Origin of the sequence: Lacinutrix himadriensis (assembly GCF_001418105.1) — a bacterium.
GTDB classification, from domain to species: Bacteria; Bacteroidota; Bacteroidia; order Flavobacteriales; family Flavobacteriaceae; genus Oceanihabitans; species Oceanihabitans himadriense.
In genome coordinates this window covers 371,593-392,798 of the sequence record NZ_LIQI01000019.1, presented here as the reverse complement: position 1 = coordinate 392,798, position 21,206 = coordinate 371,593, and the positions used below count along the sequence as shown (strand labels likewise).

Below are 21,206 nucleotides of genomic sequence, written 5' to 3'. Positions count from 1 at the left end.
TTTAATCTAAAGTTAAAATTTTCACTCTTTTATTTCTCCTTAAATAGCTTTTAATAATATGCTGTGTGTCTTTATTATTTTCCATTGGCGTAATTATGGACTCTAGGACATTTATATTATTTATTTGATAGTTTAAATTGTAAAACCCGATACCTTTAAAAACACCATTTTGTATAAGTATTGCAGCACGTTCATCTACTTCACGACCTCTATCTACTATTACAATGTTCTCGTTAGTAAAAGCATTTTTATCTATAAGCTCTTGCACACGTTTGTTATATGTTTCTGGGTTTTCTTCTTGTACACAAGCACCTTCGCAGGTTTTTACGCTATAATTAAAACAGCTTGTTTTTGTTTCGTATAAGCCGGTAAGTTTCTGACAAAGATTGTACTCTTCCACGCGACTAAACATAAAACTTTTTGCACTTTGTCTATTGTTAAAAGTGGTTATTGGTTTTTTTCTACCATCGACTTTATCAATCTTTAGGTTGATGTAGCCTTTTTCATCTTCAAAGCTATAAAGTGCGTGTGTGAAAACCGTTTTTCTTAGTGCTTTGTTATAAATGGGCTTGTTTTGTTTTATGGCTTCGCTTTCTTTTAATAAAGCAACTAACTCGCTACCACAAGCTTCATAAGTTACTGTTGCAACTTGTAGTTGTATTTTTTTAGATTTATGCGAAGTACCCGTAAAATGCTGATTAACCCGTTTTCTAATATTCTTACTTTTACCAATGTAAATAATTTCGCCATCTTCTTTATGCATAAAATAAACGCCAGTTGTAGATGGTAAAATTTCAATAATATTTAAAAGTCTAGATTCTACTTGGTTTTTAGGTTCTTGTCGAATAGATTCTTGAATAATGTTTTTCTTCAAGTCTTTATCCAATAACATTTTAAATAGCTTCACAGTTGCAAAAGCATCTCCCGAAGCCCTGTGTCTGTCGGCAATAGGAATTCCTAAAGCTCTGGTTAGTTTTCCCAAGCTGTAAGAAGGTTGATCTGGAATAAGGTCTTTAGAAAGCTCTACCGTACAAAGTGTTTTTCGTTTAAATTCGAAACCTAAACGTCTAAATTCTGTACGTAAAATTCGGTAATCAAATTTAGCGTTATGTGCAACAAGAATAGTGCCTTCGGTAATTTCTACAATACGTTTTGCTACCTCGTAAAACTTAGGAGCATTACGTAACATATTACTGTTAATACCTGTTAGGTTGACTACAAATGGTTGTATTTCGCGCTCTGGATTTACTAAACTTATAAATTGATCTACCACTTCATGACCATCATATTTGTAAATGGCTATTTCTGTAATACCTTCTTCATTATACTTTCCACCAGTGGTTTCTATGTCTACTATTGTGTAAATAAGTGTATTTTTTTATTTGTTTTTCATTTATTCGATGTGTTAAAAACGAAAAACTAATTATTATAATTTCTGTCTCCAAAGATACTACTTCCAACACGAACCATCGTGCTTCCACAATTTATTGCTAATTTAAAATCGCCACTCATTCCCATAGAAATAGTAGTAAGTTTATGGTTTACTTTTTTTAAGTCTTCGAATATGGATTTTAATAGTTGAAATTCGCTTCGGATTTGTTCTTGGTCTTCGGTAAATGTAGCCATTCCCATAACGCCAATAACAGTAATGTTTTTTAATTCTGAAAATTCTGAAGATTGTAATATCTCGGAAGCTTCTGCTGCAGTCATTCCAAATTTAGAGTCTTCAGAAGCTATTTTTATTTGTAATAAACAGTCAATGTTTCTATCGTGTTTTGCTGCTTGTTTGTTTATTTCTTTTAGCGTTTTAAAGTTCTCTACACCATGAATTAAACGTACAAAATGCGCCATGTATTTAACCTTATTGCGTTGTACATGACCAATCATGTGCCAAGCAATGTCTTTTGGCATTTCGTCAAACTTATCTACCATATCCTGAATCTTGTTTTCGCCAAAAATGCGTTGACCGGCTTCATAGGCTTGCATAATGTCGCTTACAGGTTTGGTTTTAGAAACCGCAACAAGGGTTACGTTTTCTGGGACTTGTGATTGTATGTCTTGTAAATTTTTTGTGATGCTCATACTTATTTCCTGCGTTGACAGGAGTCTTATTAATGTTATTGACTTGTTTTATTAGTTCATGAGATTCCTCGACTGCGCTCGGAATGACAACTAGTGTCTTCTTACTTTTTATCTTTTGCTATAAAACTTAAAACTCATAAATAGTAACGCCACTTCTCAGTTTCGGTTCTATGTAGGTGCTTTTTGGAGGCATTTTTAAACCATCGTCTGCAATTTGTTTCATCTCTTTTATAGTAACAGGAACCATACCAAAACCAACGGCAAATTCGCCAGTATCAATGCTGCTTTTTAAATTGATGATATCTGTTTTTCCGTTTAGATACTTGATACGACTATCATTTCTTAAATCGTCGATACCTAAAATGGGCTGTAAAACTGTTTTATACAATAATTGCGCATCTAATGCATCTAACGAATTATTAAAATTGTAATTCGTTTTTCTTAAATATAACGAATAAAATTCGCCATCCAAATACATACTAAAATGATGTTTTTTACTTGGCTTGTATGGTATTATTCCTCTGTTTTCTATTCTAAAAGCAGTATCTAATTTTATTAAAAAGGCTTCTTTGCTTAAACCGTTTAAATCTTTAACCAATCTGTTGAACTCATGAATACGCAATTCAGATTCCGGAATTAAAAAGCTCATAAAAAAATTATAAGGTTCCGTGCCGTTATGCTTTGTATTACTTTCTTTTAAATCTTTACTTAATAAATACGAAGAAGAACAACGATGATGTCCATCTGCAATATAGATGGTTTCCATTTTTTGAAATTCTGTGGAAATGGTTTTAACTATTTTTGGATCTTCAATTTTCCAAAGATAATGTGTGTCTCTAAAGGTTGTGGTGAATTCATATTCTGCACGTTCCTTTTCTTTTTCTTTCAAAATAGAAGCAATAATTTTATTATCCGGATAGGTGAGTAATACTGGTTCTGCGTTAAAGCCAACGGTTTTTAAATAATCTTTAAAAATAGTCTCGCGAAACTCTAAAGTGTCTTCGTGTTTTTTTATAATGTCATTTTCGTAATCTTCAGCACTTGCAGCAGCTATAATACCATGAAAAACTTGATGTTCCCGATCTACAATTTTATAAATATAAAAGGATGGTTTTTTGTCTTGTACAAAAATATTGTCTTCTTTAAATTCGGAATAGCGATTTTTTACTAAGGTATAACGTTCTTCTCCCGTAATTTCATGCGCATACTTGTAGCCAGGATTTACAATATGTAAAAATGAAAACGGATTGTAATCTAATCGTGCCTCACGTTCTGCTTGTGTGTAGGTTTGGTACGAGCGTGATGCGACTAAACTTACTTTGTCACGAGTTGGACGAACGGCTTTAAAGGGGATTATTTTTGGCATAAATTTTAGTTTTCAGTCACAGTTTTCAGTCTCAGTAGCAGGACTGAGTGTGACTGTGACTACGACTGAAAGCTGCGACTGTTTTATTACTTAAGAAACTGCTTCGCAACATGCTCCGCTTTTCTACTCTCCGAGTAATCATAAAAACCTTCTCCAGATTTCACACCTAGTTTTCCAGCTCTTACCATATTTACTAATAAGGGACAAGGTGCGTATTTTGGGTTTTTAAATCCGTCATACATCACATTTAAAATAGAAAGACAAATATCTAGTCCAATAAAATCTGCTAATTGTAATGGTCCCATTGGATGCGCCATACCAAGTTTCATAACAGTATCAATTTCTTCTACTCCGGCAACACCATTGTATAGTGTTTCAATAGCCTCGTTAAGCATTGGCATTAAAATACGGTTTGCTACAAAACCAGGATAATCGTTTACTTCTGTTGGTGTCTTTCCTAGTTTTTTAGAAAGTTCCATGATAGTATTAGTCACTTCGTCACTGGTATTATAACCTCTTATAATCTCTACCAATTTCATAATTGGCACCGGATTCATAAAGTGCATACCAATTACTTTATCCGGACGATTAGTAACTGCAGCTATTTGTGTAATAGAAATAGAAGAAGTATTAGATGCTAAGATGGTATCTGCAGTACAAGCTTCGTCTAACTGTTTAAAAATATTAAGCTTTAAATCTACATTTTCTGTAGCTGCTTCTACAACAAGACTTGCGTTTTTAACACCTTCAGGAATACTAGTAAAAGTGGTGATGTTTCCTAAAGTTTCTGCCTTATCTTCTTCTGTAATTCTTTCTTTAGCAACCATTCTGTCTAAATTCTTAGCAATGGTATTTAAGCCTCTTTCTAGAGATGCTTCACTAATATCTATAAGTTGTACGTTAAATCCAGATTGTGCAAAAGTATGTGCAATACCATTTCCCATGGTTCCAGCTCCAATTACTGCTATGTTTTTCATAAAAAATAATTTTATTTTTTATTTCCGCGAAAGCGAAAATCTGTTAGTTTAATATTCCCATAAGGCTGCCAACTGACAGGAAGGAATGGGAAGCTGTTTATCATTAATTTCAAACTCCTCTTTCTTTTGATTTCTTTTAAAAGTGAAATCAAAATTCATTCTCCTCTTTAACTAAAGAGGAGAGCAAGTTTCAAGTTTGTTTTTCTAAAACTGATCGATAATCATGGTTGCAACACGTAATGCTTCGGTGCCATCATGTAAGGTTACAATTGGTTTTGTGTTGTTGTTTATAGCATCTGCAAAAGATTCTAATTCGTCAAGAATAGCATTGTTTCCTGCTACATCGGGATTATCGAAATAGATTTGTTTTTTAATACCTTCGGCATTTTGTAAAATCATATCGAAATCTCCTGGTTCTTTCGGAGCATCTTTCATTTTGACCACTTCACATTTCTTTTCTAAGAAGTCTACAGAAACATAAGCATCTCGTTGAAAGAAACGTGTTTTACGCATGTTTTTTAAAGAAATTCTACTTGCCGTTAAGTTAGCAACGCAACCATTTACAAACTCTATTCTTGCGTTTGCAATATCTGGAGTATCACTAATTACAGATACGCCACTTGCGCTAACGTGTTTTACTTTAGACTTTACAACACTTAAAATAATATCAATATCGTGAATCATTAAATCTAAAACCACAGGAACATCGGTACCACGAGGATTAAATTCTGCCAATCGATGTGTTTCAATAAACATGGGTTTATCTAGCATGTCTTTCACCGCTGTAAAAGCAGGATTAAATCGTTCTACATGGCCAACTTGTCCTTTTACACCATATTCGGCAACTAAAGTCCTAAGTGTTTCGGCTTCTTCTACCGTATTGGTTATTGGTTTTTCAATAAATATATGTTTGCCTTTAGCAATAGCTTGTCTAGCACAATCATAATGTGAAAGGGTAGGAGTTACAATATCTACAACGTCTACAGCTTCAATAAGTTTTTCAATAGAATTGAAATAAGTGTACCCAAACTCGGCAGCTACTTTTTTTGCGTTTTCTTCGTTGGCATCATAGAAACCTACAAGTTCATATTTGTCAGATTGTTGCAGTAATCTTAAATGAATTTTCCCAAGGTGACCAGCACCAAGAACTCCAGCTTTTAGCATTCTTTTACGTTTTTAACAAAAATAAGATATTTAATTTTTTAATTGTTAATTCTTAACATTCTTTTTAAAGGATTTCATTTTAAGAAAGCCTTAACTACCTTTTAACGAGAATTTGTGATTTGTGCGAAATCTATTGTTAAAACCTTGTACGTAAATATAGTGTACGACTTATAAGAGCACACATTGTTTCACTTAAAACATATAAAATCATGAAAAAATTAATCATAACATTAGGCGCAGTATTTTTTATAGCAACGACTATTTCTGCAAACAACGGAACACAAACGTTACAAGATAAAGACTTGAAAACAAAACTCGATAGATTTAGTAATAACTATAAAAAAGACATGTATTTGTGGGAAGTAGAAAGTAATTATGGAAAAGCAACTGGGTATTCGGTATCCCTTGAAAAAGCCAAAGAAATGATCGCTTTAGTTGGTAAAGAAGACGTTACAACGTACAAGATAATTGTATCCAATTAAAGTCATTTTTAATAAAAGGCAAAGCATCAAGTTGTTATAATTTGATGCTTTTTTTTGTCTTTTTATTCACCGTCTTTAAAATGTTTGTTTAATTTTAGCATTCTAAACTAACCCATTTTTTGAAAGACACATTTAAACACCAAGGATTAAGGCAAAAGCTAGTAGATGTTCTAGTTGCCAAAGGAATACAAGACAAACAAGTGCTAGCTGCTATTAGAAAAATACCACGACATTTGTTTATGGATTCTAGCTTTTTAGATCATGCATATCAAGATAAAGCATTTCCTATTGGAGCAGATCAAACTATTTCACAACCGTATACCGTAGCTTTTCAGTCGGAATTATTACAAATAAAACCTACCGATAAAGTTTTAGAAATTGGTACAGGAAGTGGTTATCAAACGGCCGTTTTGTGCGAATTGGGTGCCAAAGTGTATAGTATAGAAAGACAGCAAGAGCTTTTTAAAAAAACCTCTAAGTTTTTACCAAAATTGGGCTACCGACCAAAAAAACTAATTTTTGGAGATGGTTATAAAGGTTTAAAAGAAGAAGCGCCTTTTGCGAGTATTATTGTAACTGCAGGAGCTCCTTTTGTACCAAAACCTTTGTTAAGACAATTAGCTGTTGGCGGACGATTAGTAATTCCTGTAGGTGATGATGTACAAACCATGACTTTGTTTATAAGAAAAGGAGAAAAGGAATTTGAGAAATACGAATTTGGTGAGTTTCGTTTTGTGCCTTTATTAGAAGATAAGAATTAGTATTTCTATAATTTGGAAAACGAAACTATAGGAATACAATATAAATTTCCAAATAAGCTTCAGAAATTTATTTTTAAAGTGTAAAGGAAATAATTCAGAAGAAAAGTTTTAATAATTAAAAAGTAGTTAATTATTAAAGCTTTTTTTTATTCTGGCTAAGTCGCGTTTGTTATCATTGTCTTTCATGGTTTCTCGCTTATCATAAAGCTTTTTACCTTTTGCTAAAGCAACAACTAGCTTGGCTAAGCCTCTTTCATTTAAAAATAAACGTAACGGAACAATCGTTAAACCTTTAGTGTTTACTTCTTTTTCTAATTTTTTAAGTTCTCGCTTGTTTAATAAAAGCTTGCGTTCTGCTTTGGGAGCATGATTGTAGTAATTACCATAAACATATTCTTGTATGGTCATGTTAATTACAAATAGCTCTCCTTTATCATTAAACTCGCAAAAACTTTCTGCAATAGAAGCTTTACTATCTCTAATAGATTTTATTTCGGTTCCCGTTAAAACAATTCCAGCAGTGTACTTATCGAGTATCTCGTATTCGAATCTTGCTTTTTTGTTTTTTATGTTTACAGTGTTTTGCATGTTCGCCAAAATTACATAATTTAATTAAGTACTAAAATGTTATTAATTGATTAATTTTCCGACAACCTAAAGAAACTTATATTTCATGCAAAATTTAAAATACCTAATTGTAGTTTGTATCCTATTTATAGCTTGTAAAACCGAAAAAGTAGAAACTGCAAATTCTATTATTGATAAAGCCATTGAAGTAGCTGGAGGAGAAAAATTTGTAGATGCAGAAATAGTCTTTGATTTTAGAGATAAACAGTATACTGCTATTCGTAAAAATGAAATATATCAATACGAACGTGAGTTTAAAGATGCTACGCAGGTAATTCGTGACGTATTAAATAATGAAGGATTTAAAAGATTTATCAATAATGAAGAGGTTGTAGTTGCAGATACAATGTCAGTAAAATACGCAGCATCGGTAAATTCGGTACATTATTTTGCTTTATTACCTTACGGATTAAATGATGCTGCAGTAATTAAAGAAGATTTAGGGAGCGTTTCTATTAAAGGAAAAAACTACCATAAAATTAAAGTGACTTTTCAGCAAGAAGGTGGCGGAGAAGATTTTGAAGATGTCTTTTTATATTGGGTAAATACCGAAACGTATACCGTAGATTATTTAGCTTATTCCTATCAAGAAGCGTCTGGTGTTGGTATTCGTTTCCGCGAAGCGTATAATGTGCGAACTATAAACGGATTGCGTTTTGTGGATTATAACAATCTAAAGCCCAAAGACGAAAGCCTTAATCTTTTGGATACAGACAAGGCTTTTGAAGCTGGTAATTTAAAGCTACTTTCAAAAATTGAGCTTAAAAATATTACCGTAAAATAAATACTTAGGCTAGTTCTAAAGCTATTTCAATCATACCTTTAAAAGTAGTTTCTCTTTCTTTACTAGTGGTTGTTTCACCAGTTACTAGAGAATCTGAAATAGTAAGTATAGTAAGTGCTTTTGCGTTATGTTTAGCAGCAATGGTGTATAATCCTGCAGTTTCCATTTCTACACAAAGTACACCAAATTTGCTCCATTTTTTATAGGATTCAAAATCGTCTGCATAAAATTCATCACTAGTAAAAACATTTCCTGCTTTAATAGAAATATTTTTGTTTTTTGCGGCTTCTACTGCTTTTTGAAAAAGTTCAAAATCTGCGGTAGGCGCATAATCTGCACCTCCAAATCGAAGCTCATTAACTCCAGAATTAGAAGAAGCAGCCATGGCTAAAACCACATCTCTTATTTTAATATGTTTTTGGTATGAACCAGAACTTCCAACACGAATCAGGTTTTTAACACCAAACTGCGTAATAAGTTCATGTGCATAAATAGAAATACTTGGTACTCCCATTCCTGTTCCCATTACCGAAACACGTTTTCCTTGGTACGTTCCTGTATAGCCTAGCATTCCTCTTACTTCGTTAAAGCAAACAGGGTTTTCAAAAAAAGTTTCGGCAATCCATTTTGCACGTAAAGGATCTCCTGGTAATAAAATAGTTTCTGCGATATCGCCTTTGTTGGCTCCAATATGTATGCTCATCTAAATAAGTTGTAAAGTTAAAAGTATCTAAAGTACTTTAAGTTAATAATCTTTTTCTTCGGAAGTTGTTCCGGTTACAATTGCAATCCCGTTAGAGGTTCCTATTCTATCTACTCCAAGATGAATATATTCTAAAGCGGTTTTTGTATCTCTAATTCCTCCGGAAGCTTTTATTTTTGTTTTGCCATTTTCAATAACAGATTGCATTAGTTTAACATGATTAATTGTTGCGCCTCCAGTTCCAAATCCGGTAGAGGTTTTTATAAAATCAGCTCCAGCGTGAATGGCTAATGCACTTGCTTTTAAGATTTCAGAATCTTCCAAATAGCAAGTTTCTAATATTACTTTTAAAGTATGATCTGGCATCGCTTTTTTTACGGCTTCTATATCTTTAGAAACGGCATCAAAATCATTACTTTTTAAAAATCCAATATTTAAAACCATATCAATTTCATCTGCTCCATCTTTTAAAGCTTGTTTGGTTTCTGCTACTTTTGCAGCCGTACTCATGGCGCCCAAAGGGAAACCTATAACACTGCAAACTTTTACATCCGAGTTTTTTAGTGCTTCTTTCACTAAAGGAACATAACAAGAATTAACACAAACCGAAAAGAAATCGTGTTCTAAGGCTTCTTTACAAACTTGCATAATGTCTTCTTTTGTTGCTGTCGCTTTTAAAAGCGTATGATCTATATATTTGTTTAATTTCATTTTAGTAAGAATTTACTATAAAATTACTTCATTTTTTTTGAAAAATGAAGCGAGTTTAGAAGTAATATTGTTTTGTCAAAAAGAAAAAAAAAGAAAACTTCAGCCTATGACTTTTGTCATCTTTTAAGGTTTATTTCACTGTTAATTTTGTTTAAAATTTAAACCCAATTAATTATGAAAAAAATATTTATTACAGCTTTAATAGCATGTTTCGCTTTTATTTCAACCAACGCACAAGAGAATACTTCTATAGAAGATACCGGTTTTACAAAATTTCAACTTCGAGTGAGAGCTTTGGCTGTAGTGGCTAACGAATCTGCTACTATAGATGCCATTGGAGGAGATGTTAAAATAAAAAATGATTATGTTCCAGAATTAGATTTAACGTATTTCTTTACAAAAAATATTGCAGCAGAATTAATTTTAGCAACAACGCAACATGATGTGAAAGCAATATCTACAGCTGCTGGGGATATTCCTTTAGGTGATGTTAGATTATTACCTCCAACTTTAACGGTACAGTATCACTTTAATGGCGATATAGTACACCCTTATGTGGGAGCAGGTGTTAACTATACTTTGTTTTATGATGAAAATTCAGGACCTGTGGCAGATAAAGTAGAGTATGATAACGCTTTTGGTTTTGCTTTTCAATTAGGATTTGATTTTGATATTACCGACAAATGGTTCATTAATTTAGATGCGAAATACTTATTATTAAACACAGATGTAACAGTAAATGCTACTACAGCATTAGGAGCTACAGTTGGAGCAGATGTTGATATTAACCCTTTTATTGCAGGTGTTGGTATTGGTTATAGACTATTTTAATACTAATGATTTATTATAAAAGGTCGCTATATGCGGCCTTTTTTTTGTTAAAAATTAAATATATGAAAGGACTTGTATATATTTAAGCCTAAATGATAGTATATAATTATGCAAGATATAAATGCCGTTAAAGAATACGATTTAATTTGTGTTGGAGGAGGAATCATGAGTGCAACATTAGCACTTATTTCTAAGATTTTAAAACCAGACTTAAAAGTTTTAATTGTAGAACGATTAGATGCCGTTGCTCAAGAAAGTTCTGCAGCATGGAATAATGCAGGAACAGGACATTCGGCACTTTGTGAGTTGAATTATTGTCCCGAAAATGAAGATGGTTCTGTCGCTATTGAAAAAGCGATAAAAATCTGCGAACAGTTTGAGTTTTCTAAACAATTTTGGAGTTATCTAGTAGAAGAAGGTTTGCTTGAAAACCCGGAGGAGTTTATTTCTCCTGTACCACATCATAGTTGGGTTTTAGGAAAAGAAAATGCCGATTATTTAGAGCAACGTTTTCATAGTATGAAAGATCATTTTATGTTTAATACCATTCAGTTTACTCGGAATAGTAATAAAATGAGAGAATGGTTTCCGTTAATCATGCATAATAGAAATGAAGAGGAAATCATGGCTGCTTCTCGAATTGATAGAGGAACAGAAGTGAATTACGGAGCGCTTACAAAAGCCCTTTTTAAAATTCTAGAAACGAAATATAATACACCTGTACATTGCAATATGGAAGTGCAAGATGTCGATCCTAGTGCAGATATTGATTGGACTGTTGAAATAGAAAATCTTGAAACTAATGAAAAACATCATCTAGAATCGAAGCATGTTTTTATTGGAGCAGGAGGAGGAAGCTTACTGTTGTTACAAAAAGTGGAAATTGATGAAAAAGAAGGTTATGGCGGTTTTCCAATAAGTGGCGAATGGTTGGTTTGTAAAAATGAAGAGATTATAAAACAGCATAATGCAAAAGTATATAGTAAAGCGGGAATTGGTGATCCACCAATGTCTACACCGCATTTAGATACAAGATATATTGACGGTAAAAGGGAATTACTTTTTGGTCCTTTTGCTGGTTTTAGTCCAAAATTTTTAAAAGAAGGTTCTAATCTTGATTTGTTTAAATCGGTACAACTGGATAATATTTCGCCTTTATTGGGCGCATTCTGGCATAATTTACCTTTGACGAAGTATTTAATAGAACAAGTAACTTCTTCACATGAAGATAGAATGGATGCTTTACGGAAGTTTGTAAAAGATGCTAAAAGTGAAGATTGGGAAATTCTAGTTGCAGGACAACGTGTTCAAATCATTAAAAAAGATGCATTTGAAGGAGGTGTTTTACAATTTGGTACAGAAGTAGTAAGTAGTAAAGACGGAAGCATTACTTGTTTGTTAGGTGCTTCACCTGGAGCGTCTACAGCAACTTCAGTAATGTTAGAGGTTTTAGAAAAAGCATTCCCAGAAATATTGAATTCTTCCGAAGGGAAAAAATTAATAGGAAAAATAGTTCCTATGTGGAAGAAAGAGGTGGATGCGAAAACTTTTCAGCAACAGTTAGAAAAGTCTAAAAAAGCATTGAAGTTATAGATTTATTTAAATGCTTTCTATAATTTTACAAAAATTATTTTTATGAAAATTAAATGTGTTATTCTGTTTTTAGTATCATTAAGATGTTTTGGGCAATGTCCTCCTGAAGGTGTTTTGTCTTTTTCATCTCAAGCAGAAGTAGATGCCTTTTCTAGCAATTACCCAAGTTGTACAGAAGCAAGTTCCTTATCTTTTAATGGTGCAGATATAACAGATTTAAGTCCTTTATCTCAATTAACAACCGTTCAGCATTTAAGTATTTATAATACTAGTTTAACGAATTTAAATGGATTAGAAAATATAACAATAACCTATATCGATTTTGCCCCATGGATTTATATTTCAAATAATCCCTTTTTAACTAGTATTTCGACATTATCTAATTCTTCTGAATTTTTTGTTGATAATATTGAGATAAGTAATAACCCAGTTTTAAATTCATTAGAAGGTTTAGAATCGTTAACAGAATCAACAGAATTTTTTATATTTAATAATGATAGTCTTATAAATTTAAATGGATTAAACCTTACGGTTGGCTTTGGTACTTTAATTATAAGATACAATGATGGTCTAATAAATTTAGAAGGATTAGAAGAAAATACTTTTTCACAAGTTAACATTGAGAGTAATAATATGCTAACTAGCATAGAAGGATTTAATTCTATTAGTTATTTAGAAAATTTAACAATTATTGATAACCCAAATTTATCCATATGTAATATAGAAAGTATTTGTTCTTTTTTTCATAATGATTGGGATTCTAATGACCCTTATAGTGCAATGGTTGAGAATAACGCAGAAAACTGTAATAGTATTAATGAAATTTTACTTTCTTGTTCGGCAATTCCTTATAATGACAATTGTGAAAATGCCATACCAATTAATATTAATGAGCCAATTGAAGCTTATAATGATTTTGCAACAGAATCTACAAACATACCAAGTTGTAATAACACGGATAGATTAGATGTTTGGTTTCATTTTAATTTAACTATACCAACTGATATAGATATTCTTATAGATAATGGTTATAATATGCAATTATGGGAAGGTAATTGTGCTAATTTAAATCAGGTTCCAAATACTTGTTCGTTAAATGGATTACAGGATATTAGTATTAATGCAGATACAGGATATTATTTGCAAGTTTGGAGTGAAGTTACAGGAAGAAGGTTAAGCAATTTATTTAATGTAACGCTTCAGGAATCTTCTTTATCCGTTAATGATTTTTCAGATATTTATTTTTTAATGTATCCTAATCCGCTCAGGGAGGTTTTAAATTTTAAATCTGATATGAATGTAGATTTTATTGAAGTTTATAATCTTATTGGACAAAATGTGAAATCGATAACACCTAATACTTCTTTAGGACAACTGGATATGTCTGACTTAAATGCAGGTTTATATATTGTTAAAGTAAAAGTTAATAATAATTTAGCTACCTATAAAATTATAAAAGAATAATTAATTGGATATAAAAAAAAACAGCCTAAGTCTTTTAAAAAGACTTAGGCTGTTTTTCAACGAACCAAATTATTTTGTTTCGTATAAAAAAATCACATTTTGTTAGGCTGTTCCATTCTTAACCGAACCACCTCCCCTTTAGTAAAAGAATCGTGATGCTATGCATTTATATTTCCATGAGTTTTAAACCACGTATAAACCCCTGTTTTTTAGTGATTAAAGAGGGGGCGTAAATGCTGTTTTGTTAAATTTAGATATCTTGGTCATGCTAATCAATATATTTAAATTATGAAAAAATTAAAAAACTATTTAATTCCGCTATGCCTAATTCTTAGCGCAACAACTTCATTTGCACAACAAGATGTAGACACAGAAAGCAACCAAAGAGATAATGTAGTTATTGATGATTCCATTATAATAGGAAGTCAATGTGTAGGTCTAGACTGTGTAGATGGTGAAAACTTTGGATTTGATACGGTTAGGTTAAAGGAGAACAACCTAAGGATTCATTTTGATGACACTTCCGCTAGTGCCAGTTTTGCCGCTAATGATTGGAGAATTTCTATTAATGATACCGCTAATGGAGGTCTAAATTATTTTGCAATCGATGATGCTACAGCTGGAACCAATCCCTTTAGAATTTTAGCAGGAGCAGGAAACAATGCATTTTACTTAAATGCTTCTGGGAATTTAGGGCTAGGTACAGCAACACCTGCGGTAGAGTTACATGTTACAGATGGGGATACACCAACACTGCGTTTAGAACAAGATGGAGCAGTGGGATGGACTCCTCAAACTTGGGATGTTGCAGGTAATGAAGCCAACTTTTTTGTTAGAGACGTTACTAATGGTAGTGCTTTACCTTTTAGAATACAACCAGGAGCAGCTACAAGTTCTTTGTATATTGCTGCTACAGGTAATGTGAGTTTGGGAGATAATTCTCCTTCAGAGAAATTAGAAGTAAATGGTAATGCTGCAATTACTGGTAATGCATTTATTGCTGGTCAAGCAGGTATTGCTACGATAACTCCAGATGCCAATGCGTCTTTAGATTTGGCAGCAACCGACAAGGCTTTATTGTTAAATCGTTTAACAACCGCTAGTAGAACCGCTTTAGAAGCAACTGCTGTTGCAGGAATGTTAGTGTATGATACCGATGAAAATAAGACCTATTATTTTGATGGTACTGCTTGGGTAGATCCTTCTAGTGATAATCAAAATTTAGCTTCTGCATCTTTAGCAGATACACTTAACGGTTGCTATTGAAAACGGAACTCGTAGCTGTAGATTTAGCACCAATTTTAACACCTTTACAAACTGCGATTACAGATTTAGAAAATGTTAATACAGCACAACAAGCGCAAATTGATGCTTTAATGTCTCGTTTAGATGTTATTGAAGCTTGTGCTTGTGGTGGGACTTTAAGTATTGAAGATCCTTCTGGTGTTCCTTTAGATGAAAGCAATATTAGATTAAATCAAAATATTCCTAATCCATTTACAGCGAATACAACTATAGAGTATTTTATTCCAATGAAATACAATACTGCTAATATTCAAGTTGTTTCTGCTTTAGGTCAAGTAGTTTATGATATCCCTATTAACCAATTTGGAGAGGGGTTTGTTACATTATCTAAAAATAATATGCAATCCGCTGTTTATTTTTATACCCTTTATGTGGACGGGCAAAAAATAGCATCTAAGCGTTTAGTGGTAGATTAATATGTAGTTTGTAATTATAAAATAGGTTAAAAAAAAAACAGCGCTCGTCTTAAAAAAAGATTCGCGCTGTTTTTCAACTAACTAACCAACTTAATATGAAAACGTACTAATTATGAAGTTATTTTACGTTAACAATACTTTGTGATTTATTCCATATAAAAGTGTTTTTCTATACAGAATATCTCGTTTTATACTTCTTCGGCAACCAAACTGTTTTGGTTTCTAAAAACTAGTTCTCCATCAAAAGCATCTAACAGGATAATACTATCTGTAGTCACTTTTCCTCCTAAAATTTCTTTACTTAAAGCATTTAATACTTCTTTCTGAATTACTCGCTTTACAGGTCTTGCTCCATATTCTGGATTGTATCCTTTATCTGCTAAATAATTTATCGCTTCTTGTGTGGCATCAAATGTAATGCCTTGTTGTGCAATCATTTTAGTGATTCCTTTTAACTGTAAACCTACAATTTGAACAATGTTTTCTTTGCTTAAAGGCGTAAACATAATAGTGTCATCTATTCGGTTTAAAAACTCTGGTCTTACGGTTTGTTTTAGTAAAGCTAATACATCTACTTTTGCTGCTTCAATGGCAGAATCTACATCTTTGGTCGCTTCAAAACGCTCTTGAATTATCTGACTTCCCATGTTGGAGGTCATAATAATTATGGTGTTTTTAAAATCGGCAACACGACCTTTATTATCTGTTAATCTTCCTTCATCTAATACTTGTAATAGAATATTAAAAGTATCTGGATGCGCTTTTTCAATTTCGTCTAAAAGCACTACGGAATATGGTTTTCTTCTAACAGCTTCGGTAAGTTGACCGCCTTCATCATAACCAACATATCCTGGAGGTGCACCAACCAATCTGCTTACGGCATGACGTTCTTGGTATTCACTCATGTCTATTCTAGTCATCGCGCTTTCATCATCAAAAAGATATTCTGCTAACGCTTTTGCTAATTCTGTTTTACCAACTCCGGTAGTACCTAAAAATAAAAAGGTTCCTATTGGTTTTTCCGGATTTTGCAAACCAGCTCTTGAACGACGAACAGCATCACTAACTGCAACAATAGCCTCTTCTTGACCAACCACACGTTTGTGCAATTCATCTTCTAGTTTTAACAGTTTTTCACGATCACTTTGCAGCATTTTAGTAACCGGAATTCCTGTCCATTTTGCTACAACATCTGCAATATCTTCATAGGTGACCTCTTCTTTAATTAAAGAGCTTTCACTTTGATTTTCTTGCAATTCTTTTTGCAATTTTTCCAACTGCTCTTGTGCATCTTTAATTTTTCCGTAACGAATTTCCGCTACCTTACCGTAATCACCTTCTCGTTCTGCACGTTCTGCTTCTAGCTTAAATTCTTCAATATTAGATTTCGCTGTTTGAATATTATCTACAACATCTTTTTCGCTTTTCCATTGCGCGTAAATCTCGTTACGATCTTCTTTTAAATTTGCTAAGTCCGCACGTAATGCTTTTAATTTCGTTTCGTCTTTTTCACGTTTAATCGCTTCAATCTCAATTTCTAATTGCATGATTTTACGATCTAAAACATCTAATTCTTCTGGCTTAGAATTTATTTCCATACGTAATTTAGAAGCAGCTTCATCCATTAAATCAATGGCTTTGTCTGGTAAATAACGATTGGTAATATATCTTTCAGAAAGTTCTACTGCACCTATAATCGCTTCATCTTTAATACGTACTTTATGGTGTGTCTCATACTTTTCTTTTATTCCTCTCAAAATAGAAATAGCACTTTCGGTATCTGGTTCATTAACCATTACTTTTTGAAAACGACGCTCTAAAGCTTTGTCTTTTTCAAAGTATTTTTGGTATTCGTCTAACGTGGTTGCTCCAATAGCGCGAAGCTCACCACGAGCTAATGCAGGTTTTAAAATATTTGCGGCGTCCATTGCGCCTTGACCACCTCCAGCGCCAACAAGCGTGTGGATTTCATCAATAAAAAGAACAATGTTTCCGTCACTTTCTGTAACTTCTTTTATAACAGCTTTTAGTCTTTCTTCAAATTCTCCTTTAAATTTTGCTCCAGCAATTAATGCTCCCATATCTAGAGCAAAAATTTGCTTGTCAATTAAGTTTTCAGGAATATCGCCATCTACAATTCTGTGCGCTAAACCTTCCGCAATTGCTGTTTTACCAGTTCCTGGTTCTCCAACTAAAATGGGATTGTTTTTGGTTCTACGAGATAAAATTTGAAGTATTCTTCGTATTTCTTCATCACGACCAATTACTGGATCTAATTTTCCATCCTTGGCTAATTGGTTGAGGTTTTTTGCGTATTTGTTTAAAGAGTTGTAGGTTTCTTCCTGACTTTGAGAAGTCACTCGGTCTCCTTTTCGTAATTCTTCAATAGCAGCTTGTAAACCTTTTTCAGTAACACTTTGATCTTTTAAAACTTGGGCGATTTTGCTTTTAGATTTAAATATAGCCAGTATTAAATGCTCTATAGAAACATAATCATCGTTGCTTTTTTTAGCAATAATAGATGCTTCGTTTAAGGCTTTGTTAGCTTCTCGAGAAAGCATGATATCTCCACCAGAAACTTTTGAAAAGCTTTCCAACTCCTTATCTAATATTTGTTGGAGCATTGGGACGTTTACATTCAGCTTCTTTAATATAAAAGGTAAAACATTTTCGTCTACTTCAAAAATAGCTTTAAAAATGTGTTCGTTTTCAATTTGTTGATGACCATAACCTTGCGCAATTTGTTGTGCTTGTTGTATGGCTTCTTGTGATTTTATTGTATAATTGTTGAAGTTCATAGTTATGTTGTATTTTATGGTTTATTATAGGATGTTCATCTTATAATTTTTCTTTGATTCTGGTTTGTGTAAGTCAATTATCTTACCAATTTAACCTGTAAGACAAAATGACCGTTTTAGCAAATAATAAGATGACTTTTTGTCTGCTTCTGTAATAACAGTTACTTATAGTAAAGTTTGCGAAAATGTTTCGACATAAAGAATGATTAATATCATTAAATGGATATTAAAGTGTTTAATTTAAAATTAATGCCACTTTTGTGGAAGTGAAAAAATAAATTTCAATGAGTATATTAAAAAAAATATTTGGTGGCTCTAGTGAGCCAAAAGAAGAAAAAGTATTGCCTTGGATTCCTTTGAATGACATAGAGCAATTAAAACATATTACCGAAAAATCGAAAACAAAAACGCAGGTTATTTTTAAGCACTCTACACGTTGCGGAATTAGTAGAATGGTAATGAATCAATTTGTTGCTATGTATAATTTAACCGAAAAAGATTTAGATTTATACTATTTAGATTTATTGAATTATAGATCAATTTCGGATGAAGTAGGTGTTACATTCATGGTTATGCATGAGTCTCCGCAATTAATTGTAATCAAAAACGGTAACGTTGTAAATTATGCTTCTCATGGGGGAATTAATGATATAGATTTAAGTAAATTTGTGTAAAACGTTTCGTATGAAAAATGTATTACTATTAACTGCTGTCGTTTTATTTCTTTTAGGATGTGATAAACAAGAAAAACAGGATGCGTTGCCTTCTAATAATTGGCAGTCTATAAAGTGGAATAAAACCCTTAAAGATTCCTTAGATACAGGTGCAACCTATTTATCTGTATATTCTCAAGTGTATAGCACTACAGAACACAAAACACATGATTTAACAGCAACGGTTAGTATTAGAAACATTAATAAACGAGATACTATCTTTGTTAAAAATGCAAATTACTTCGATACTAAAGGGGATTTAATTAGAACGTATTTTAAAGACCCTATTTTTGTGAAACCTATGCAAACCATTGAGATTGTTATAGATGAAAAAGATAAATCTGGAGGAACTGGTGCCAATTTTGTTTTTGATTGGTTAGCACCAAAAAATGCACAAGAACCTTATTTTGAAGCCGTAATGATTACCACTTACGGCCAACAAGGTTTGTCTTTTACAACACAAGGAATTCCTATTAATGAGTAATCTGCTGATAATAGCATTCTGATTAAGTTAGTACTACATAGCCAAAACTACACAATGCAAGCGCGATTATAGATAAGGCTAGTTTGCTATTACTTTTTAAGTCTTTAAACGAAATAAGCAAAGCAATTGCCATCACTATCATACAGCCTACAAAATTTAACCATAAAAACGGAAGGTTTATCATTTCGTATTGGTTTAACATAAATAGTGCAATTACTAGTACTTGTGTAATTAAAGCAGCTACAAAAACCGCATTTGCTTTTACCGTTTTAAAGAAAAAGGCTAGGAGGAAAATCCCTAAAACATTTCCATAGAAAATGGAACCTATAATATTTACTAGCTGAATTAAATTTTCGGCAAGATTGGCTACACAGGCTACTCCAATAGCAATAATTCCCCAAGCTAATGTAAATAATCTAGAAGTTTTAACCATTTCTTCATCAGTCTTTTCACTAGTATTACGTTTGTATAAATCAATAGTAGTTGTGCTTGCTAATGCATTCAATTCACTAGAAGTACTAGACATTGCTGCACTTAAAATTACAGCCAATAGTAAACCTATTAATCCTCTTGGTAAGTTGTTTAAAATAAAGTGAATAAAGACGTAATCTTTATCGTTGCTTTCTACTTTTACTTGTTGCGCTTCTCCTGCTTTATCAATTAAAAGTTTCGCTTCGTTTCTAATATCATCACTTGCTTCATTGGCTAAATGAATGTAGCTTTTTAGTTGTTCACTTTCCGAATCTGTATACTTATTGATTAACGTTTGCTTGTCGTTAAATATTTTTTCTTGTTCTAGCTGAAGGGATTGATATTCGGCTGCATATTCCGAATTTAAAACCAGCTCTGTTGCTGTAGGATTAAAATTCATTGGTGCAGGATTGAATTGATAAAACACAAATACCATGACACCAACTAGTAAAATGAAGAATTGCATAGGTACTTTTAATAGACCATTAAAAATCAATCCTAATTGCATTTCTTTTAACGATTTACCAGACAAATATCGTTGTACCTGACTTTGGTCTGTACCAAAATACGAAAGCATTAAAAAGGTTCCTCCAATAATTCCAGACCAAAAGGTATAGCGATTATTTAAGTTGAAAGAAAAATCTAAGACTTCCATTTTTCCGCTAGCTCCAGCAATATCTAAAGCTTTAGAGAACGTAATATCTGCAGGAAGTTTGCTGATTATTAAAATAAAAGCGATCACCATTCCTGTGAAAATCACCACCATTTGATGCTTTTGTGTCACGTTTACAGCGCGTGTTCCTCCCGAAACGGTGTAAATAATTACTAGTACACCAATGATGATGTTTAGTAATAATAAATTCCAACCCAATACTGCAGATAGTATAATTGCAGGCGCAAAAATGGTAATTCCGGCTGCTAATCCTCGTTGTATTAAAAATAGAATAGCAGTTAGTGTTCTTGTTTTTAAATCGAATCTGGTTTCCAAAAATTCATACGCAGTATACACTTTCAGTTTGTGATAAAGCGGAATAAAAACCATGCAAATAACAACCATGGCTATTGGTAATCCAAAATAGAATTGCACAAAACCCATTCCGTCATTAAAAGCTTGACCAGGAGTAGAAAGAAAGGTAATCGCACTGGCTTGTGTTGCCATTACCGATAAACCGATAGTCCACCATTTAGAAGAATTCCCGCCTTTTAAAAAGTCTTGAACGTTTTTACTTCCGCGAGTTTGCCATGTTCCATAACCAACAATAAGTAATAAGGTGCTAATAAGTACAATCCAGTCTAATGTTTGCATAATTTAAAGTGCTTTGGTTATAAAGTAAAAAACTATGATATAGATTGCGTTGGCTACAAGTACTAGTGTGTACATGTTATTCCATTTGTATTTTTTCATATTGATGGATTTTGAAAGCGGTTGATTTAAGTTGTTCTCGATACTAAATTCTAAAAAAAGAATTTCACT

Annotated in this window: 20 protein-coding genes; 10 read left to right on the top strand and 10 right to left on the bottom strand. The window is 32.6% G+C overall.

The features are described 5' to 3' along the window. Position 1: 1 nt before the first annotated feature. The 5 genes from AMD28_RS07410 to AMD28_RS07390 form a co-directional block, all read right to left on the bottom strand. Positions 2-1,366: an exonuclease domain-containing protein gene (locus AMD28_RS07410; RefSeq protein WP_055443515.1), complete on the bottom strand. Its 1,365-nt coding sequence runs from the start codon at positions 1,364-1,366 to the stop codon at positions 2-4. Positions 1,367-1,419: 53 nt separating this feature from the next. Continuing rightward, positions 1,420-2,082, bottom strand: a complete 663-nt coding sequence (locus AMD28_RS07405) for a YggS family pyridoxal phosphate-dependent enzyme (RefSeq protein WP_055443514.1) — start codon at positions 2,080-2,082, stop codon at positions 1,420-1,422. 127 nt (positions 2,083-2,209) lie between these two features. Next, on the bottom strand, positions 2,210-3,448 hold the full coding sequence (locus tag AMD28_RS07400) for a DUF1015 domain-containing protein (protein WP_055443513.1): 1,239 nt from the start codon (positions 3,446-3,448) through the stop codon (positions 2,210-2,212). An 86-nt stretch (positions 3,449-3,534) separates the two neighbouring features. Then, positions 3,535-4,425: a 3-hydroxyacyl-CoA dehydrogenase family protein gene (locus tag AMD28_RS07395; protein ID WP_055443512.1), complete on the bottom strand. Its 891-nt coding sequence runs from the start codon at positions 4,423-4,425 to the stop codon at positions 3,535-3,537. 204 nt (positions 4,426-4,629) lie between these two features. After that, positions 4,630-5,589: a Gfo/Idh/MocA family protein gene (locus AMD28_RS07390; RefSeq protein WP_055443511.1), complete on the bottom strand. Its 960-nt coding sequence runs from the start codon at positions 5,587-5,589 to the stop codon at positions 4,630-4,632. Between the two features lie 209 nt (positions 5,590-5,798). Here AMD28_RS07390 and AMD28_RS07385 point away from each other — a divergent pair, with 209 nt between their 5' ends. Together AMD28_RS07385 and AMD28_RS07380 are read left to right on the top strand one after the other, a co-directional pair. Continuing rightward, positions 5,799-6,071 (top strand): hypothetical protein, encoded by a 273-nt coding sequence (locus tag AMD28_RS07385; protein WP_055443510.1) that lies wholly within the window; start codon positions 5,799-5,801, stop codon positions 6,069-6,071. Between the two features lie 119 nt (positions 6,072-6,190). Continuing rightward, on the top strand, positions 6,191-6,832 hold the full coding sequence (locus AMD28_RS07380; RefSeq protein ID WP_055443509.1) for a protein-L-isoaspartate(D-aspartate) O-methyltransferase: 642 nt from the start codon (positions 6,191-6,193) through the stop codon (positions 6,830-6,832). Between the two features lie 126 nt (positions 6,833-6,958). On the opposite strand, the gene smpB is transcribed toward AMD28_RS07380, so the two are convergent. Then, complete coding sequence (smpB, locus tag AMD28_RS07375) at positions 6,959-7,420, bottom strand: SsrA-binding protein SmpB (RefSeq protein WP_055443508.1); 462 nt, start codon at positions 7,418-7,420, stop codon at positions 6,959-6,961. Positions 7,421-7,505: 85 nt separating this feature from the next. On the opposite strand from smpB, the gene AMD28_RS07370 reads away from it, so the two are divergent. Then, positions 7,506-8,243, top strand: a complete 738-nt coding sequence (locus tag AMD28_RS07370) for a DUF6503 family protein (protein WP_055443507.1) — start codon at positions 7,506-7,508, stop codon at positions 8,241-8,243. A gap of 4 nt (positions 8,244-8,247) precedes the next feature. Here the strand turns inward: AMD28_RS07370 and deoD are convergent, their stop codons facing one another. Then, a complete protein-coding gene (gene deoD / locus AMD28_RS07365; RefSeq protein WP_055443506.1) occupies positions 8,248-8,946 on the bottom strand; it encodes a purine-nucleoside phosphorylase in 699 nt (232 codons plus the stop codon). 42 nt (positions 8,947-8,988) lie between these two features. Continuing rightward, positions 8,989-9,657, bottom strand: coding sequence for a deoxyribose-phosphate aldolase (gene deoC / locus AMD28_RS07360; protein ID WP_055443505.1), 669 nt, complete (start codon positions 9,655-9,657; stop codon positions 8,989-8,991). Positions 9,658-9,831: 174 nt separating this feature from the next. On the opposite strand from deoC, the gene AMD28_RS07355 reads away from it, so the two are divergent. The 5 genes from AMD28_RS07355 (at position 9,832) to AMD28_RS07335 (ending at position 15,266) form a co-directional block, all read left to right on the top strand. Continuing rightward, positions 9,832-10,488, top strand: coding sequence for an OmpW/AlkL family protein (locus AMD28_RS07355; protein ID WP_055443504.1), 657 nt, complete (start codon positions 9,832-9,834; stop codon positions 10,486-10,488). A 108-nt stretch (positions 10,489-10,596) separates the two neighbouring features. Next, complete coding sequence (gene mqo, locus AMD28_RS07350) at positions 10,597-12,081, top strand: malate dehydrogenase (quinone) (protein WP_055443503.1); 1,485 nt, start codon at positions 10,597-10,599, stop codon at positions 12,079-12,081. A 42-nt stretch (positions 12,082-12,123) separates the two neighbouring features. Continuing rightward, the gene (locus AMD28_RS07345) at positions 12,124-13,545 is read left to right on the top strand and encodes a T9SS type A sorting domain-containing protein (protein WP_055443502.1); all 1,422 of its coding nucleotides are present in this window, start codon (positions 12,124-12,126) and stop codon (positions 13,543-13,545) included. A gap of 288 nt (positions 13,546-13,833) precedes the next feature. Then, on the top strand, positions 13,834-14,811 hold the full coding sequence (locus tag AMD28_RS07340; RefSeq protein WP_055443501.1) for a hypothetical protein: 978 nt from the start codon (positions 13,834-13,836) through the stop codon (positions 14,809-14,811). After that, positions 14,808-15,266 carry a T9SS type A sorting domain-containing protein gene (locus AMD28_RS07335; RefSeq protein WP_055443500.1) on the top strand — a complete coding sequence of 153 codons (459 nt, stop codon included), beginning with the start codon at positions 14,808-14,810 and terminating at the stop codon, positions 15,264-15,266. Before AMD28_RS07340 ends, AMD28_RS07335 begins: the two co-directional genes overlap by 4 nt. Positions 15,267-15,454: 188 nt before the next feature. Here the strand turns inward: AMD28_RS07335 and clpB are convergent, their stop codons facing one another. Then, positions 15,455-18,064: an ATP-dependent chaperone ClpB gene (gene clpB / locus AMD28_RS07330; RefSeq protein ID WP_055443499.1), complete on the bottom strand. Its 2,610-nt coding sequence runs from the start codon at positions 18,062-18,064 to the stop codon at positions 15,455-15,457. 284 nt (positions 18,065-18,348) lie between these two features. Between clpB and ytxJ the strand changes: the two genes are divergently transcribed. After that, the gene (gene ytxJ, locus AMD28_RS07325) at positions 18,349-18,738 is read left to right on the top strand and encodes a bacillithiol system redox-active protein YtxJ (RefSeq protein WP_055443498.1); all 390 of its coding nucleotides are present in this window, start codon (positions 18,349-18,351) and stop codon (positions 18,736-18,738) included. Positions 18,739-18,748: 10 nt separating this feature from the next. After that, a complete protein-coding gene (locus AMD28_RS07320; RefSeq protein ID WP_055443497.1) occupies positions 18,749-19,261 on the top strand; it encodes a DUF3124 domain-containing protein in 513 nt (170 codons plus the stop codon). A 22-nt stretch (positions 19,262-19,283) separates the two neighbouring features. Here the strand turns inward: AMD28_RS07320 and AMD28_RS07315 are convergent, their stop codons facing one another. After that, complete coding sequence (locus tag AMD28_RS07315; RefSeq protein WP_055443496.1) at positions 19,284-21,038, bottom strand: sodium:solute symporter family protein; 1,755 nt, start codon at positions 21,036-21,038, stop codon at positions 19,284-19,286. Positions 21,039-21,206: the final 168 nt, after the last annotated feature.